Source organism: Caballeronia sp. GAFFF2 (assembly GCF_023631485.1).
Taxonomy (GTDB): Bacteria; Pseudomonadota; Gammaproteobacteria; order Burkholderiales; family Burkholderiaceae; genus Caballeronia.
This window is the reverse complement of record NZ_JALQDA010000035.1, coordinates 231,917-248,064: the sequence shown is the minus strand read 5'-3', so window position 1 is coordinate 248,064 and position 16,148 is coordinate 231,917. Positions and strand designations below refer to the sequence as shown.

Genomic DNA, 16,148 nt, shown 5'->3' with positions numbered 1-16,148 from the left:
GCGCGTCGTGCAGATAAGGGCCAAAGTCGCGACGGTTTTTTGCTTCTTTCGGCTCATTACAGGAGGTTTGTCGATGAGTCTGATTCTGTACGCGCATCCGTTTTCCTCGTATTGTCAGAAGGTGCTGACCGCGCTGTACGAGAACGCGACGCCGTTCGAATGGCGCGCGCTTTCGCCGCAAACGCCCGAGGCGATGCGGGAACTGACGGAGTTGTGGCCGATAAAGCGCTTTCCCGTGCTCGTCGACAACGGCCGTTCCGTGATCGAGGCAAGCGTGATCATCGAGTATCTCGGGTTGTTTCATCCCGGCCCGGTGCGCTTGATTCCGGAAGATCCGCGCGCCGCACTGGAAGTGCGCTTTCTCGACCGCTTCTTTGACAACTACGTGTCCACGCCGCAGCAGAAGATCGTGTTCGATTGCATGCGCGCGGATGGCGAGCACGACCCGCACGGTGTCGCCGATGCCCGCGCGATGCTCGACACGTCCTACGCCTGGCTCGACCGCCTGATGGCCAAACGCGAATGGGCGGCGGGCGATGCCTTCACTCTCGCCGATTGCGGCGCGGCGCCGTTTCTGTTTTACGCGGACTGGACGCATCGCATCGATGAACGGTACGCGAACGTCATCGCGTATCGAAAGCGTCTGCTAGCGCGGCCTTCGTTCGCGCGTGCGGTGGATGAAGCGCGGCCGTATCGCGCGTTCTTTCCGCCGGGCGCGCCGGATCGCGATTAAGCCTTCATGACAGGAGACGAAACATGAATACGCTCGTTCCCGCAGCAGAACTGGCCCAACGCGCCACCATGACTTTTCCGAACGAAAGCGCGGAGTATCGGCAGGCGCGTATTGCGTTGCTTGCCGAGGAAATCGAATTGAGGCGACATATCGAGCGGGTTGCGGAGATGCGGCGCGCGCTGCCGCCTGGCGGTATCGTCAAGGGCGATTATCACTTCGATGGCGAGCGCGGCGCGGTCGATATCGACGGGCTCTTCGGCGACAAGAACACGCTCGTCACGTATAGCTACATGTTCGGGCCGGAGCGCAAGCGGCCGTGCCCGATGTGTACGTCGCTGCTATCGGCGTGGGAAGGGGAGGCGGCGGACATTGGACAGCGCGTGGCGCTGGCGGTCATCGCGCGCTCGCCGCTCGAACGGCTGGTCGCGTTCAAGCAAGAGCGCGGCTGGCGCGATCTCGCCTTGTTCTCGGATACGAATGGCAATTTCAGCCGCGATTATCACGGCGTTTCGAAAGACGGCGGCGACGAACCGGCAATCAATGTCTTCACGCGGCGCGACGGCGTGATTCGCCATTTCTGGAGCGGCGAGATGGATTTCGCCACGGCCGATCCCGGCGAGGACCCGAGCGGCGCGCCCGATCCAATGCCGCTCTGGACCGTGCTCGACATGACGCCGGAAGGGCGCGGAACGGACTGGTATCCGAAGCTGGAGTATGGGGCGAAGAGTGAGTAAGGTGCTTAACGATCGCAATTGCAAGCACCTGCAATTACGCGTCAGCGACACGCCGCACACGGCCACTGGCGCATGCAAACTACTTCGGCCCCTGCGTGCCGAGCGCATCGCCATGCGTCATGCCGGCCTGCCGGCTTCTGCCCACCCGCGCCGCGAAGCGTTCCTTGATGCGCAGGAACGGCACTTCGACCAGAAAGTAGCTCAAACTCGCGGCGACGAGCGCACCGATTACGCAGCCCGGAAAGCCGAATGCAACCGGCGAATGCGGATGCATGAATAGCTGCTGCCATAAGTAAAGGCTGAACGAGATCGTGCCGACATAAACGAACGGCGCGGTACGCAGCAAGCGCGAGAACCAAAAGCCCTTTTGCGATACCAACACGATGATGACGAAGCCGACCATCGCGGCTTCGAGCGTCGTGCCATAGGTGGCGCGCCATAATCCGCTGAGTTTGTCCTGCACGGGAGGCACGACGAACAACAGAAGCGCGATCAGCACGCTGGGAATGACCGAGCCTAACGGCAGCGACGCGACCTTTTGCGCGAGACGGTCCTTATTCATCGCGACATAGGAGCCGATGAGAATTGGATCGATACCGGTATGCAGCATCATGCTGAGTTGCCCGCGAAGGCTCGGCGCCGCAAAATAAGTGGCTATTCTCACGAGTGGCACGAAGAAGATCAATCCGACGAGTACGCGTTGATTGCCGCGCTTCAGGATGTAAAAGAGAAGCGGCGGCCAAAACCAGCAAAACTGCTCTTCGAGCGCGAGCGTCCAGAAGTGCCCGAGATACCAAGCGCCTTCGACGTGAGCCGCGTTCACGTTCGCAAGGCCCGCGACGCCGGCATAGTTCCAGAGATGCAATGCAGCCAAAGCAACTTGCCGATGATCGACATCGACGAGACCGGCAGCCGCCAGCATCGACACGATCATGAGATAGACATAGAACGCGGGCCAGATGCGCAGCGCGCGCTTTGCGTAAAACGGCGAGAGGCGAATGGTGCCGGTTGCTTGCCACTCGGCTTGCAGAATGCCTGTAATCAAAAAACCGCTCAGCACGAAGAACATCAGCACGCCGAGCCTGCCATCCGATATCAGGCGCAGCGGCGCATAGACGCCTTTGAAACCGCCAGCGCTCATATGCTGCGCGTGTCCGATGACGACCATCATCACCGCAATACACCGCAAGCCTGTCAGCTCCTGGACATGCTTCTTCATCGCTATTCCTCAAGGAAGTCATGATCGGCGGCTAGTCGTTTAGTCGCACGCGCTCGAGCTCGATGGTCGGTCTAAAAAATTGGGAAGAAATAGCGCGGCTTGTTAGGAAATATTTCCGGTGCGCGGTAGCGGCAACTTTAGCGGCTTCAGCCCAAGGCTCAAGCACACAAGAAAAGTACAAAGGGATTTTTTTATTTTTATCCCTTCTATTCTTAGACTGCCACCTATCTACCAGACAAGATCGTGCAAAGATGAACGAGAAAATTCGCGGCTTCGACGGCCTGCGCGGCATCGCCGTGTTCCTGGTGTTTCTTCATCACAAGGCAATGGCCGAAGGAACCGGCTTGGGCCATTTAGGCGTATGGATATTTTTTGCGCTAAGCGGATTTTTGATCACCGACATATTGACGACACAGCGACGGTATATCGATGCAGGCACGAGTACGTTCGGCGCGGAGTTGAAACGCTTTCTGTATCGGCGGACGTTGCGCATTTTCCCGATCTACTATCTGCTGCTCGCCACGCTCGCGGTGCTGATGACCATGGGTTTCGCCGGCCCCGAGTTGGCGGGCGGCATGCCATATCACTTCGTCTATTTGTCGAACTTCTGGATTGCGGATGTGCTGCACGCGTGGCCGGGCCGTTATTCGCACTTATGGAGCCTCTCGATCGAGGAGCAGTTTTATATCGTCTTCGCGCCGCTGTTGCTTGGCCTTCGGGCAGATTGGCACGGGCGCATATGCTGGCTGGTGCTTGCGCTTGGCGTGGGCTCGCTCTTTACCATGAAGGCGCTGCACGACTCACCGATTGCGATTTACACGCATCCGCTAACCAATTTTTGGTTGCTTGCGCTTGGCGGTATAGGCGCCGCGTTCGTCAAGCGCAGTCGCTTGCGCGCGCCGCTTTACGCGGTCGTCATTCTCTCTACCGTGATCGCGCTCTTGGGTTTTCAGGAACCCGAGTGGGAGCGCTTGGCCAATCCCTATTCATACACCGCGCTGTATGTTCTCTATGGCGCATGTATCGCAATGCTCGTTTGCACGATAGCATGTAGCGCAAGCGGTCCGCTCTTGCGTGTGCTTGAGTGGGCGCCATTGGCGGCGCTAGGAAAGATTAGCTATGGATTTTATCTTTACCACGGCTTCATTCCCGACTTCTACAAGAGCGCGAGCGTCAAGGCGCTGTTTGGCGCGTCGGGTGTTCCATGGTGGGCGCGTGTTCTTTGCGTACTTGCGTCGTTTGCGCTGACCTGGATTTTGGCGCGGCTTTCGTGGCGTTTTATCGAAGCACCGATTTTACGGCTCAAGAATCGGCGCTTTACGCGGGTGTCAGTGCAAGATTCGGCCAATGCCGAATTAAGCGGCGGCGAAGCACGCTGAAGCACTTGAGCACCAAGGTTTTTTAGCGCTTCACAAAGATTATTTTTTGCGCTAAAGAATGCCGTCCTGCCGCGCTAGCCCATGCTTAAGGTCTTAGTGAAAAAACTGCTAAGTTTCGCTCAAAAAGTCTTGTGTTGTCATATTCGGACAAACCATAGTAATGGTATGCTTCCTGCACATATTCTTCATACACGAGCTGGACTACGCGTCGTGCGCCGGTTTGGTTAAATTGCTGCACCAAGAGCGAAAACCTTATCGGACGAATGCACCATTTTGTTGTTCGAGCAAACGTTTGCGAGTACCTCGAGATCCTTCGTTCGCGTGCTGACAAAGCCGGGGTTTGTGCTTCGTCGTCAGTGCTTGACCAGTACGCAGACCGATATCCGCAGCGCAGTCGACTGCATGGAGCAAAGCAATGTTTTTTAGCGAACTCAGCAATGAAGAGTGGGTATTGGTCTCCCAAATCATAGGAGAGAGCGAAGTCCGCGAGCATAGGCGCGGGCGTCCCAAAGCTCATCCACGCACTGTAGTCAATGCCGTGTTGTGGATTCTCACCACAGGCGAAACCTGGTCCAGATTGCCAAGCCATTACCCAACGGTTCCAACCTGCCGGCGCCGTTTCGTCGAATGGCAACTGAACGGCATTCTCATCGAGATCGTCAAGGTACTGGCGAACGCGGGCCGTTCTTTCGCCTATGTACCGCGTCAGCCGGTCACCGAAGCGGCGCCGCGTCCTGCGCCCGTGGCGTACGAATGTGACCGTCTGCGCGGTGTGTTTTGGCAGAACCCGGAGTCGTGGCAAACGCCGGGCGCCTTGCCGTTCAACAGTCTCGCGAGCACGCCAAGGCGTCTGCCGGAAGCGCGCGACGTGGCGCAAGCCAATGCGTCCGTGCTGACGGTCAGGCGCATGCGCGCATCGCGTCCCGCGCGGCCGTACGAGGCGCCGTTGCCCTTCGAACCGGCGTGTCCGCCTGTCGTCGATGTGCGCGGCTACAACATCTATCCCATCGCGCGGCCGGTGTCCGGCAACATGTTTCGCGGCTGGGCGGAAATCGTGAAAGACGGGCGGCGTATCGAGCGTTCCGGTTTGATCGGGCCGCGCTTCGCTTCGTCGGATGAAGCGCGCACGTATGCGCTCGAATGGGCGCGGCGCTGGATCGCGGCCGAAGCCACGCGCGGCGATACACCCGATGAAGTGGACATGGAGTCCGCTCAAGTCATGCAGCCTGAAGAGCGACCGGTCGAGCGCATGACGCTCGAAATGCGCGACTAAAAATGCGAACGCGCGGACCAGCTTCTCAAGGCTGGCCCGCGCGCTCTTGCTTAAAGCTTAATTTCTGCCGTAAGTATCTTCGAATCGCACGATGTCGTCTTCGCCGAGATAAGTCCCCGACTGCACCTCGATGATTTCAAGCGGCATCTTCCCCGGATTTTCCAGCCTGTGTTGAATGCCGATAGGGATATACGTCGACTCGTTCTCGGCCAGAATGAACGTTTCCGTTCCCCGTGTGACGAGCGCCGTTCCCCGCACCACGACCCAATGCTCGGCGCGATGATGATGCATCTGCAATGAGAGGCGCGCGCCCGGTTTGACGACAATGCGCTTGACCTGGAAGCGGTCGCCCTGATCGACCGAATCGTAATGTCCCCACGGCCGGTGCACCTTGCGATGATCCGCAGCCTCCGTGCCGCGCTCGGACTTGATGCGCCCGACAATTGCCTTAACGTCTTGCGCGCAAGATTTATCGGCAACGAGGATTGCATCGGCCGTTTCGACCACCACGAGATTTTGCGTACCCACGCACGCAATCAGCCGCCCTTCGGAATGCGCATAAGTCGATGAAGCGCCCTGGAACATCACGCGTCCGCGCGCGACATTCGAGGAATCGTCCTTAGGCAATATGTTCCAGATCGCATCCCATGAGCCGACATCGGACCAGCCTGCGTCGAGCGGCACGACAGCACCCGTGAAGGCCTCCGTGGCGCGTTCACCCGCAAGTTGCTCCATCACCGCATAGTCGATCGAATCCGACGGCGACGCCGCGAACGAATCGCGATCCAGCCGGAAGAACTCGTCATCGTCGCTGCCGTTATCGAATGCCGCGACGCACGCTGCATGAATAGCCGGCTGATAGTGTTCGATAGCTGCAACCCAAGTCGATGCGCGCACGATGAAAATGCCGGCATTCCAGCCATATTCGCCCGATTCCAGATACTGACGCGCGAGTTCGAGATGCGGCTTTTCGACGAAGCGCTCCAGCTTCCACGCGCCGCACGGCAGAGCTTCACCGCTCTTGATGTAGCCGTAGCCCGTTTCCGCATGCGAAGGCACGACACTCAAGGTGACGATCGCCCCTTGCTCCGCGCATTGCGCGCCGGTCGCAATCGCTCGATGAAACTCGTCCTGATTTGCAACCACATGATCGGCGGGCATGACGACGAGCACCGCATCTTCGCCTGCGCGTAACGCATGAATGGCCGCTGCAGTCAGCGCGGGCGCCGTGTTGCGCGGCACGGGTTCGAGCACGAGCCGCGCGCGCCGGCCTTGCCCGCGCAGTTGTTCAGCCGTCGTGAAGCGATGCTCCTCATTGCACACAATGATGGCATCCGCCACGCGCAACGTCTTCTCCGCGGACACCGAGCCAAGACCATCGAGCCGATTGGCAGTGGCCTGCAGCAACGACTGCTCGCCAATGAGACCGATGAGCTGCTTGGGAAAATGTTCGCGCGACATTGGCCAAAGACGCGTGCCCGAACCACCTGCAAGGATCACGGGTTGAATGGCTAGGCGCGTGTCTGCGGCGACCGTGGCGAGCACGGTATCTGAAGCGTTCATGAAAAGCCTCCTGGCGTTGATCGCCTAATTCGGTAAGGCAATTTTTAGCACGCAGCAAAAGAGACGTTAAAACAAAAAAATCATGACGCGGCGCTGCATTTATTCATTGAAAGCAACCGCGACTGTCATGCGTTCGAGTGCCCGAATATTTTTTGCTAAGCGAGCCGATGCCTGCAAAGCCCCGTCCAGCAAGGGGGTCTTGAGCAAATAATTCTAAAAAAATCAGGCTGAACACGCAGACATATTTTCGCGGTTGCGGCGCCTTAATTATTCCGATTCCATATGCCTGAACAGCGGATGGACAAGAGCACTCAAGCAATTTGCTGGCGACTCCATCCGCGACAAGACGAATATGCGGGCGATCTTTCTTCCAGGGGTAAAGCGATGCTGAGCGTGCTATCGAGAGTCGTCGACATTGCCATGGCGGTGCTGGGCGCAGCGCTCGGCGCGTCGCTCTATGCGGGCGCTTTCGTATGGGTCGACGACGTGGAAGGCACCATGCTCGCGTTTTCATGCGTGCTGATGGTGATGACGTTTCCGTCTCTCGGCATCTATCAATCATGGCGCGGCAAGCCGTTCTATGACCTGCTGCTGCGCGTGATCGCGGCGTGGATTCTGGTCGAAAGCGCGGGCGTGCTGCTCACCTTCAGCATTCATCGCGCGGAGTCGCTGTCGCGCTTGTGGCTGATTTACTGGGCTGCGTCGACCATTGGTTTGTTGATCGTCACCAAGACCGTGATTTATACCGCGCTCAGATTTATCCGCCGCGAAGGCTTCAATCAGAAGACGGTGGCTATCGTCGGCTCGGCGCCTTATGCAAAGTTCCTGATTGGCCAGATGCGCAATCGTCCCGAAGCGGGCTTTAGCCCCGTGCTCGTCTTCGACTTGCAACTCGACGCAAACGATTCACCCATGCAAGGCGATGCCTTCAAGGGCGTGCCTATCGAACGCGATCTCGCGGAATTGACCAAGCGTGTGCGCGGCCGTGCGATTCGCGAACTATGGCTTGCCTTGCCGATTTCCGAAGAGCAGACCATTCACCGCCTCGTGAACGAGTTTCGCGACGACTTCGTGAACGTGCGCTTCATTCCGGATGTCCGCAGCCTCTCGTTCTTCAGCAACGCGGTGGTGGATTTGCTCGGCGTGCCCGCGATCAACCTGGCGGCATCGCCGATCACGGATGTGAAAGTGCTTCCCAAGCTCGTCTTCGATCGCGTCTTCGCCGCTCTGGTGCTACTTGGCATGGCGCCGTTGCTCGCGGTGATCGCGTTGATGGTGAAGCTCTCGTCGCCTGGACCGGTGTTTTTCAAGCAAAAGCGCAAGGGGATCGACGGATACGAGTTCGAGATCTACAAGTTTCGTTCGATGAAGGTACACACCGAAGCGAGCGGGCAAATAACGCAAGCGCGTCGCGGCGACAAGCGCGTGACGAAGGTCGGGGCGTTCCTGCGGCGCACGAGTCTGGATGAGCTTCCGCAGTTCATCAACGTGCTGCGCGGCGAGATGTCGGTGGTTGGGCCGCGGCCGCACGCGCTCGAACACGACGATATCTACAAGGACCTCGTCAAAGGCTACATGCATCGCTACCGCATCAAGCCGGGCATCACGGGGTGGGCGCAAGTGAACGGCTATCGCGGCGAGACGGATCGCATCGAAAAGATGTCGGGACGCGTGAAGCTGGATCTCTATTACATGCAGCACTGGACCTTCGGACTCGACATGAAGATCGTCGCGCTGACGCTGTGGAAGGGCTTTGCAGGCGCAAACGCGTATTGATCGGCAGACAAAGTAGTTAGCGATGCAACGATATTTTTACTACTTGGAGCAGGACCATGAAACTGACGATCATCGGCAGCGGCTACGTGGGGCTCGTAACCGGCGCATGCCTCGCGGACATCGGCAATGAAGTACTGTGTCTCGACGTCGATCGACGCAAGATCGCCATTCTCAACAGCGGCGGAATTCCGATCCACGAGCCGGGACTCAAGGAAGTGATCGATCGCAATCGCGAAGCCGGGCGGCTCTCGTTTTCGTCGAATGTGCAGCAGGCGGTCGAACATGGCGAGATGCTGTTTATCGCGGTGGGTACGCCATCCGACGAAGACGGCTCCGCCGATTTGCAATACGTGCTCGGCGCCGCGCGCGATATCGGCCGCTATATGAACGGCTTCAAGGTCGTCGTCGATAAATCCACCGTTCCGGTTGGCACCGCTCGACGCGTGAAGGCTGCGATAGAAACCGAGTTGGCCGGACGCGGCGTCGATCACATGTTCTCGGTGGTCTCGAACCCCGAGTTCCTCAAGGAAGGCGCGGCGATAGAAGACTTCACGCGGCCCGACCGCATCGTGATTGGTTGCGACGACGACGTGCCCGGCGAGCGCGCCCGCGATCGCATGAAGCGCCTCTATGCGCCATTCAACCGCAATCACGAACGCACGCTCTACATGGACGTGCAGTCGGCGGAATTCACGAAGTATGCGGCCAACGCAATGCTCGCCACGCGCATCTCTTTCATGAACGAGCTCGCGAATTTCGCGGACCGTGTGGGCGCCGATATCGAAGCGGTGCGGCGCGGCATCGGTTCGGACCCGCGTATCGGTTATGACTTTCTCTATGCGGGCTGCGGCTATGGCGGTTCGTGCTTTCCGAAGGACGTGCGTTCGCTGATCCAGACCGCGACGGAATTCGGCCATGAGATGAGCATTCTCAAGGCGGTCTCGAACGTCAACGAGGCGCAGAAAGATACGCTCACGCGCAAGATCGTCGAACGTTTCGGCGACGATCTCACGGGACGCACCATCGCGCTTTGGGGACTTGCGTTCAAGCCCAATACCGACGACATGCGCGATGCGCCGAGCCGCGTGCTGGCCGCTGCGTTGCTCGAACGCGGCGCATCCATCGTGGCTTACGATCCCGTCGCCGTGGATGAGGCGCGCCGCGTCTTTGCCATCGACCTGCACGACAAGCCCGATGCGCTCGGACGTCTCACGTATGCGAACAATCACAAGCAAGCGCTCGACGGCGCGGATGCACTCGTGATCGTCACCGAATGGAAAGTCTTCAAGAGTCCTGATTTCGACGCGATCAAGCGGCGTCTCAAGACACCCGTGATCTTCGATGGCCGCAATCTTTACGAGCCGGAAACCCTGCAGGAAATGGGCATCGAGTATCACGCGATCGGGCGCGGCGTGCGCCACGTCGAACGTGACGTGACGGCGAGCGTGGCCTAGAGCACGCGCATGTTCGGAAGCGTATTGATCGTCTGTCACGCCAACATCTGCAGAAGCCCCGCCGCCGAAGCGCTCTTTCGTGCGCATCTCGCGCGGCGCGGTGGCCGTCCGATCGAGTTTCGTTCGGCGGGTCTCTATGCGCATGAAGGCGACGACATCGACCCGACCATGCAGCGTCTGCTCGCCGAACTCGGGCTGGATTCGTCGGGGCATCGCTCGCGCCGCTTCAATCGTCAAATGGCGCGCGAAGCCGAATTGATCCTCGTGCCCGAGCGCAAACAGATCGATGCAATTTCACGACTCGCGCCCACGACGCGCGGCAAGGTGCATCTCTTAGGCAAGTGGGAAGACTCGGAGGTGACAGACCCGTATGGCGGCCATGAAGCCGCTTATCGGGAGAGTGTCGGACTCATCGAACGTCTGGTCCTTGGATGGCTAAACAAAATATGCTGATTTCGCGCTTGTCTAAGTACTCGATTTTGCTGACGACCTTTTTGTCGGCCTTGATTGCCGGATGTGCCGCCACACCGGGAAACTTCCTGAACACATCGCGTCTGCAGGACAATGACCCCACGCCGACCGCGACCTATCCCGTGCGTCTGATCACGGCGCAAGTCGTCGCAGAGGAAATGGCCGCGCCTGAAGTCGCGCAACCCTTGCCGCCCGCGCGCTTCGCCGACGAATCGCAATACGTTTATCGCGTGGCGCCGCAGGACATTCTAGGCGTAACGCTCTGGGATCACCCCGAACTGACGACGCCGCAAGGCAGCACCCTGTCGATGGGCGGCAACACCACGCAAACCGTCGCGGGCGCGCTGGCGCAGCCCTATACGCAGGCTTTGCCGGGACAGGCCGACCCATACGGTCAGACGGTCTCCGCGGACGGCTACATCTTCTTTCCGTTCATCGGCAAGACGCGTGTGGCGGGCAAGACCGTCGGCGAGATTCGCGACGAACTTGCGGCCAAGCTCTCGCCGTATATCAAGAACCCGCAGCTCGATGTGCGCGTGCTGGCCTATCGCAGTCAAAAGATCGCGGTGACGGGCGAAGTGAAGACGCCGGGTCCGCTCGCCGTGAGCGATGTACCGCTCACGCTCGTCGATGCCATCACGCGTTCTGGCGGCACGACGACAGAAGCCGACCTGCAGCGCGTGCGCCTCACGCGCGGCGGCAAGCTCTATGTACTCGATGCAAACGGCATGCTCGATCGCGGCGATGTCTCGCAGAACGTCATGCTGCAATCGGGCGACATCCTCAACATCCCGGACCGCTACGACAGCCGCATCTTCGTGATGGGTGAAGTGAAGACGCCGATGCCGGTGAACATGGTGCGCGGCCGTGCATCGATTGCGGATGCGCTCACGCAAGCGGGCGGCGTGCTCGATACCGACGCCAACGTGCGCCAGATTTATGTCGTGCGCGGCGTGCGTGCGAATCCTTCGCAGCCGGACATCTATCGCCTGGACATGTCGCAACCGGATTCGCTCTTGCTGTCGACGCAGTTTCAGCTTCGTCCGCAAGACGTGGTCTATGTCGGAACGGCCGGCGCGGTGCAGTTCAATCGCCTGATCAATCAGGTGCTGCCGACGCTGCAGACGATCTTCTACCTGAAGCAACTGACGCGCTGAGCGTTTCAACCATTACCCGTGGCGGGAGTCGAATCGTGGATATGCAAGCTCATCCTTATTTGCAAAAGCCGGATGAAGAGGACGTGGTCCTCGGCAATCTGATCCAGGCCGTGATCGACGATATCTGGTGGCTGATCGGCGTCGCTGCTTTCGTCATCGCGGCGGCGGCCGTGTACTGCTATCTCGCGCGGCCCATCTACTCCGCCGACGCGCACGTGCGCGTCGAGACCAACGACAACACGTCGCAAGCGCTGACGCAGACGCAGACGGGTCAGGCCATCAACAGCGGATCGAGCGCGCTGCCGACGGATGCGGAAATAGAGATCATCAAGAGCCGTGGCGTGGTCGCGCCGGTGGTCGATCAATGCAAGCTGAACTTCGCGGTATCGCCCATGACGATGCCGTTTTTCGGCAGCATCGCGGCGCGGTTCGCGACGCCCGGCCAGCCCGCGAAACCTTGGTTCGGCATGACGAAATACGCGTGGGGCGGCGAGGTGATCGACGTCGATTCCGTCGATGTCGAACCGCGCTACGAAGGCAAGGACCTGATCCTCACCGCACTCGGCGATGAACGTTTTTCGCTCGTCGATCCGGACGGTCATGCGCTCTTGCAAGGCAGGGCCGGCGCAAGCGCAAGCGGCAATGGCGTGACGCTGCTGGTGACGAAGCTCGTGGCGCGCCCCGGCACGCAGTTCAAGGTAATGCGCGCGAACGACCTGAGCGCCATCGGCGCGTTTCAATCGGGTATCACGGTGACGGAGCAAGGCAAGCAGACCGGCGTGATTCAAATATCGCTCGAAAATCAGAATCCGGACAAGGCGGCGGAAATCGCCAATGCGCTGGCGCAGTCTTATCTGCGTCAGCATATCGAGAGCAAGCAGGCCGACGCCAGCAAGATGCTCGAATTCCTGCGCAGCGAAGAGCCGCGTCTGAAGTCCGATCTTCAGCGCGCGGAAGCGGCTTTGACCGAGTATCAAAGGCAAGCGGGCGTCATCAACGCAAGCGACGAAGCCAAGGTCTATCTCGAAGGCAGCATCAACTATGAAGCGCAGATTTCCGCGCTACGTTTGCAGATTTCGTCGCTCGAGCAGCGTTACGGTAACGCGCATCCCGCATTGCAGACCGCGCGCGATCAGCTCTCGCAACTCGAAGTGCAACGCGAACGTTATGCATCGCGTTTTCGCGATCTGCCGCAATCCGAAGTGAAGGCGGTCGCCTTGCAGCGCGATGCAAAAGTGGCCGAAGACATCTACGTGCTGCTGCTCAATCGCGTGCAGGAATTGTCCGTGCAGCGCGCGGGAACGGGCGGCAACGTGCATATCGTGGATGCCGCGCTGCGTCCGGGCGATCCCGTCAAGCCGAAGAAAGTACTCATCATGTCGGCGGCCGTGATTCTCGGCTTGATCCTCGGCACGGGTTTCGTGTTTGCGCGGCGCGCGATCTTCAAGGGCATCGACGATCCGGAAAGACTCGAACGTGTCGCTGCATTGCCTATCTTCGGCCTCGTGCCGCAAAGCGCGGAACAGATCAAGTTCGATACCGACGCGCGCCGCTATCAGAACCGTGGCGATCGTCTGCGCGAGACGCCGATCCTCGCGACCATGCGTCCGAACGATGTCACCGTCGAGATCATGCGCAGCCTGCGCACGTCGATTCAATTCGCGTTGATGGAATCGCGCAATCGCGTCGTCATGTTCACGGGGCCAGCAGCAGGCGTCGGCAAGAGCTTTCTGGCGGTGAATCTTGCCGTGCTGCTCGCGGCGACCGGCAAGAAAGTCTTGCTGATCGACGCCGACATGCGACGCGGCAAGCTCGAACGTTCCTTCGACGGCGAACGCGTGCCGGGTCTTGCCGAGTTGCTTGCGGGGAACATCGGGCTCGAAGAAGCGATACGCACGACGCGCATTCCATCGCTCGGGTTTCTTGCCGCAGGCAAGCGTCCGGAGAATCCTTCGGAGCTATTGATGTCGCCGCGTCTTCAGCAGTATCTCGATGGCCTGAGCCGCGCGTACGACGCAATCATCGTCGATACGCCGCCGGTGCTCGCAGTCACGGATGCGCTGATCGTCGGCAAGCTCGCGGGCGCCAACTTCCTCGTGCTGCGCTCCGGCGCACATAACGAAGCGGAGATCAGCGAAGCCACGCGCCGTTTGCGCACGGCGGGCATCGCGGTGCAGGGCGCGATTCTCAATGGCACGCCATTGCGGGCACGCGGCTACGGGCGCTCGCATTACGCGAGCACGGAAGAATATTTGAGCGCATGAAGTCGATTCGAGAGGAACGAGCCATGACTCTGAAAGTTTCCGTGGTGGTGCCGACTTATCGGCGTCCGGCGGACCTCAAGCGCTGTCTTGCCGCATTGCGCGCGCAGACGCATCTGCCCGATGAAGTGCTGGTCATTGCGCGTCCGGAAGACGATGCGACCGCGCGACGTCTCGCCATCGAGATGAAAAGCGCGAACGGCTTTACGTTGCGCGTGATCGATACCGGCGCGGGTGGCCAGGTCGCCGCACTCAATCGCGGGCTGGAGGCCGCGCAGGGCGACATCATCGCCATCACGGACGACGATGCGGCGCCGCGCCCCGACTGGACCGCGCGCATCGTCACGGCATTCGCGCGCGATACGCGGCTCGGCGCAATCGGCGGACGCGACTGGGTCCACGAGAAAGGCCGCGTGCTGGATGCGTCGCGCGAGGAGGTGGGCGTGATCCGGCGCACGGGGCGCATTGTCGGCAATCATCATCTCGGCGTGGGCGCGGCGCGCCGTGTACGCATGCTGAAGGGCGCGAACATGAGCTATCGGCGCGTGGCCGTGGCGATGCTGCGCTTCGATACGCGTTTGCGCGGCGCGGGCGCGCAAGTGCATAACGACATGGCCTTCAGCATGAGCGTGGAGCGCGCGGGATGGCATGTGATGTACGACCCGCTGATCGCGGTGGATCACTTCCCGGCAGAACGTTTCGACGATGATCGCCGCGACGCGCAAACGCTCAACGCATTAAAGGACGCGGCCTACAACTTCCATCTGATCCTGAGCGAACAACTGGCATCGTTCGATCGCGAGGTCGCGTGGCTTTGGTATGCGTTGATCGGTACGCGCGTGTATCCGGGTGCGCTGCACGCGCTTGCTGCCGCGCGTTTCGGATTGCCGCGCGCATGGCAACGCTGGCGCGCGGTCCGACGAGGCGCATATGAAGCGCGCCGCGATGCACGACATTCGCGCGATGACGCCACGCAATCCATTCATGCCGCGAGGACGCTATGACTCACGTGCACGTGCATCTCTTTCATGGCGCGGACCCACGGCACTACCGTTCCGGCGACAAAATCGGCTGCCTCTACGGCTATCACCATGCCGAATCGCCGGAGTTCGTGCTTTCCTATTCACGCGATGCCGCCGAAGGTAAGCCGATGCGCATCTTGCGGCGCGCGCTTAAGGCGATCGTAGGGTTCGACTTCATTCATACGTGGCGCAATCGCGATGACATCTTGTCCTCGGATGTCGTATGGACGCATACGGAGCACGAGCATCTTTCGGTCGCGCTGTTGCTGCTTCTCAAAGGCCGGCGCAAGGAATCGCCAGGCTCGCCGCTCTTGCTCGCGCAGTCGATCTGGTTGCTCGACAAGTGGGGGGGTTATGGCGCGTTACGTCGCTGGGTGTATCGCAAGCTGATCGACCGGGCCGATATTCTCACCACGCATTCCAGCGTGAATGCAGCGCTGGTGCGCGAATACTTCGACCGTGAAGCGACCCAAGTCTTCTATGGTTTGAACATGCAGGACTTCACGGTGCAAGCGCCGCGCGAATGGACGCCGCACGCGCCGGTGCGCATCGGCGCAATTGGCAATGACCGTGACCGCGACTGGCCGACGCTTGCCGCCGCGTTTCGCAACGACGCGCGCTATGAAGTGCGAATTGCAACGCGTCGCCGGGTGCCGGCGGCCTTGCGCGCATCGAATGTTCATGTGGCGCCTGCAATCGGTCTCAAGGCCGCGCGCGAGGTCTACGATTGGGCCGACGTGATCGTCGTGCCATTGCGCGCGAATACGCATGCCTCGGGGTTGACAGTGCTGCTCGAAGCCATCGCGCTTGGCAAGCCCGTGATCGTCACCGATGTCGGTGGCCTGCGCGACTACTTCGGCGCAGGACATGTCGCCTATGTGCCCGCGCACGATTCCGCCGCCATGCGCCGCGCGCTCGATGAAATGCGCTCGAACCCGGCGCTTGCGCTTCATCGCGCACAAGCGGCGCTGCGGCATTTCATCGAGCAGGACTACACCACGCGGGAATTCGCGCTGCAGCACGTGAGGATTACGCGCGAGGCGCTGCGTCCTTCGTTCGGACGCAACATGCATACGCGTTCACAACCGACGCACCGCACGAGTTGA

13 protein-coding genes are annotated in these 16,148 nt (G+C 60.1%); 11 read left to right on the top strand and 2 right to left on the bottom strand.

Translation table 11 applies throughout. The features are described from left to right. Nucleotides 1-73: 73 nt before the first annotated feature. Nucleotides 74-733, top strand: a complete 660-nt coding sequence (locus NCT04_RS27285) for a glutathione S-transferase family protein (protein WP_244829969.1) — start codon at nucleotides 74-76, stop codon at nucleotides 731-733. A gap of 23 nt (nucleotides 734-756) precedes the next feature. Continuing rightward, nucleotides 757-1,467: a DUF899 family protein gene (locus tag NCT04_RS27280; protein ID WP_250468670.1), complete on the top strand. Its 711-nt coding sequence runs from the start codon at nucleotides 757-759 to the stop codon at nucleotides 1,465-1,467. Between the two features lie 79 nt (nucleotides 1,468-1,546). Here NCT04_RS27280 and NCT04_RS27275 read toward each other — a convergent pair whose 3' ends face one another. Then, nucleotides 1,547-2,686 (bottom strand): acyltransferase family protein, encoded by a 1,140-nt coding sequence (locus NCT04_RS27275; protein ID WP_250468668.1) that lies wholly within the window; start codon nucleotides 2,684-2,686, stop codon nucleotides 1,547-1,549. Between the two features lie 62 nt (nucleotides 2,687-2,748). Here NCT04_RS27275 and NCT04_RS27270 point away from each other — a divergent pair, with 62 nt between their 5' ends. Further along, complete coding sequence (locus NCT04_RS27270; RefSeq protein ID WP_250468666.1) at nucleotides 2,749-4,065, top strand: acyltransferase family protein; 1,317 nt, start codon at nucleotides 2,749-2,751, stop codon at nucleotides 4,063-4,065. A gap of 415 nt (nucleotides 4,066-4,480) precedes the next feature. After that, nucleotides 4,481-5,338, top strand: coding sequence for a DUF6566 family protein (locus NCT04_RS27265; RefSeq protein WP_250468658.1), 858 nt, complete (start codon nucleotides 4,481-4,483; stop codon nucleotides 5,336-5,338). A 57-nt stretch (nucleotides 5,339-5,395) separates the two neighbouring features. Here NCT04_RS27265 and NCT04_RS27260 read toward each other — a convergent pair whose 3' ends face one another. Next, a complete protein-coding gene (locus NCT04_RS27260) occupies nucleotides 5,396-6,901 on the bottom strand; it encodes a mannose-1-phosphate guanylyltransferase/mannose-6-phosphate isomerase (RefSeq protein ID WP_250468656.1) in 1,506 nt (501 codons plus the stop codon). Nucleotides 6,902-7,285: 384 nt separating this feature from the next. Here NCT04_RS27260 and NCT04_RS27255 point away from each other — a divergent pair, with 384 nt between their 5' ends. The 7 genes from NCT04_RS27255 to NCT04_RS27225 are packed head-to-tail and all read left to right on the top strand — an operon-like array spanning nucleotide 7,286 to nucleotide 16,148. After that, entirely contained in the window at nucleotides 7,286-8,677 is a 1,392-nt protein-coding gene (locus NCT04_RS27255; protein WP_244829975.1) for an undecaprenyl-phosphate glucose phosphotransferase, read from the top strand. 56 nt (nucleotides 8,678-8,733) lie between these two features. Beyond that, the gene (locus NCT04_RS27250; RefSeq protein WP_250468654.1) at nucleotides 8,734-10,131 is read left to right on the top strand and encodes a UDP-glucose dehydrogenase family protein; all 1,398 of its coding nucleotides are present in this window, start codon (nucleotides 8,734-8,736) and stop codon (nucleotides 10,129-10,131) included. A gap of 9 nt (nucleotides 10,132-10,140) precedes the next feature. After that, nucleotides 10,141-10,584: a low molecular weight protein-tyrosine-phosphatase gene (locus NCT04_RS27245; protein ID WP_250468652.1), complete on the top strand. Its 444-nt coding sequence runs from the start codon at nucleotides 10,141-10,143 to the stop codon at nucleotides 10,582-10,584. Beyond that, on the top strand, nucleotides 10,563-11,759 hold the full coding sequence (locus tag NCT04_RS27240) for a polysaccharide biosynthesis/export family protein (protein WP_502799817.1): 1,197 nt from the start codon (nucleotides 10,563-10,565) through the stop codon (nucleotides 11,757-11,759). Before NCT04_RS27245 ends, NCT04_RS27240 begins: the two co-directional genes overlap by 22 nt. 32 nt (nucleotides 11,760-11,791) lie before the next feature. Then, entirely contained in the window at nucleotides 11,792-14,023 is a 2,232-nt protein-coding gene (locus NCT04_RS27235; RefSeq protein ID WP_404989410.1) for a polysaccharide biosynthesis tyrosine autokinase, read from the top strand. 29 nt (nucleotides 14,024-14,052) lie between these two features. Further along, nucleotides 14,053-15,024 carry a glycosyltransferase family 2 protein gene (locus NCT04_RS27230; RefSeq protein WP_250469494.1) on the top strand — a complete coding sequence of 324 codons (972 nt, stop codon included), beginning with the start codon at nucleotides 14,053-14,055 and terminating at the stop codon, nucleotides 15,022-15,024. Further along, nucleotides 15,021-16,148: a glycosyltransferase gene (locus NCT04_RS27225; RefSeq protein ID WP_250468650.1), complete on the top strand. Its 1,128-nt coding sequence runs from the start codon at nucleotides 15,021-15,023 to the stop codon at nucleotides 16,146-16,148. The genes NCT04_RS27230 and NCT04_RS27225 overlap by 4 nt, the downstream gene beginning before the upstream one ends.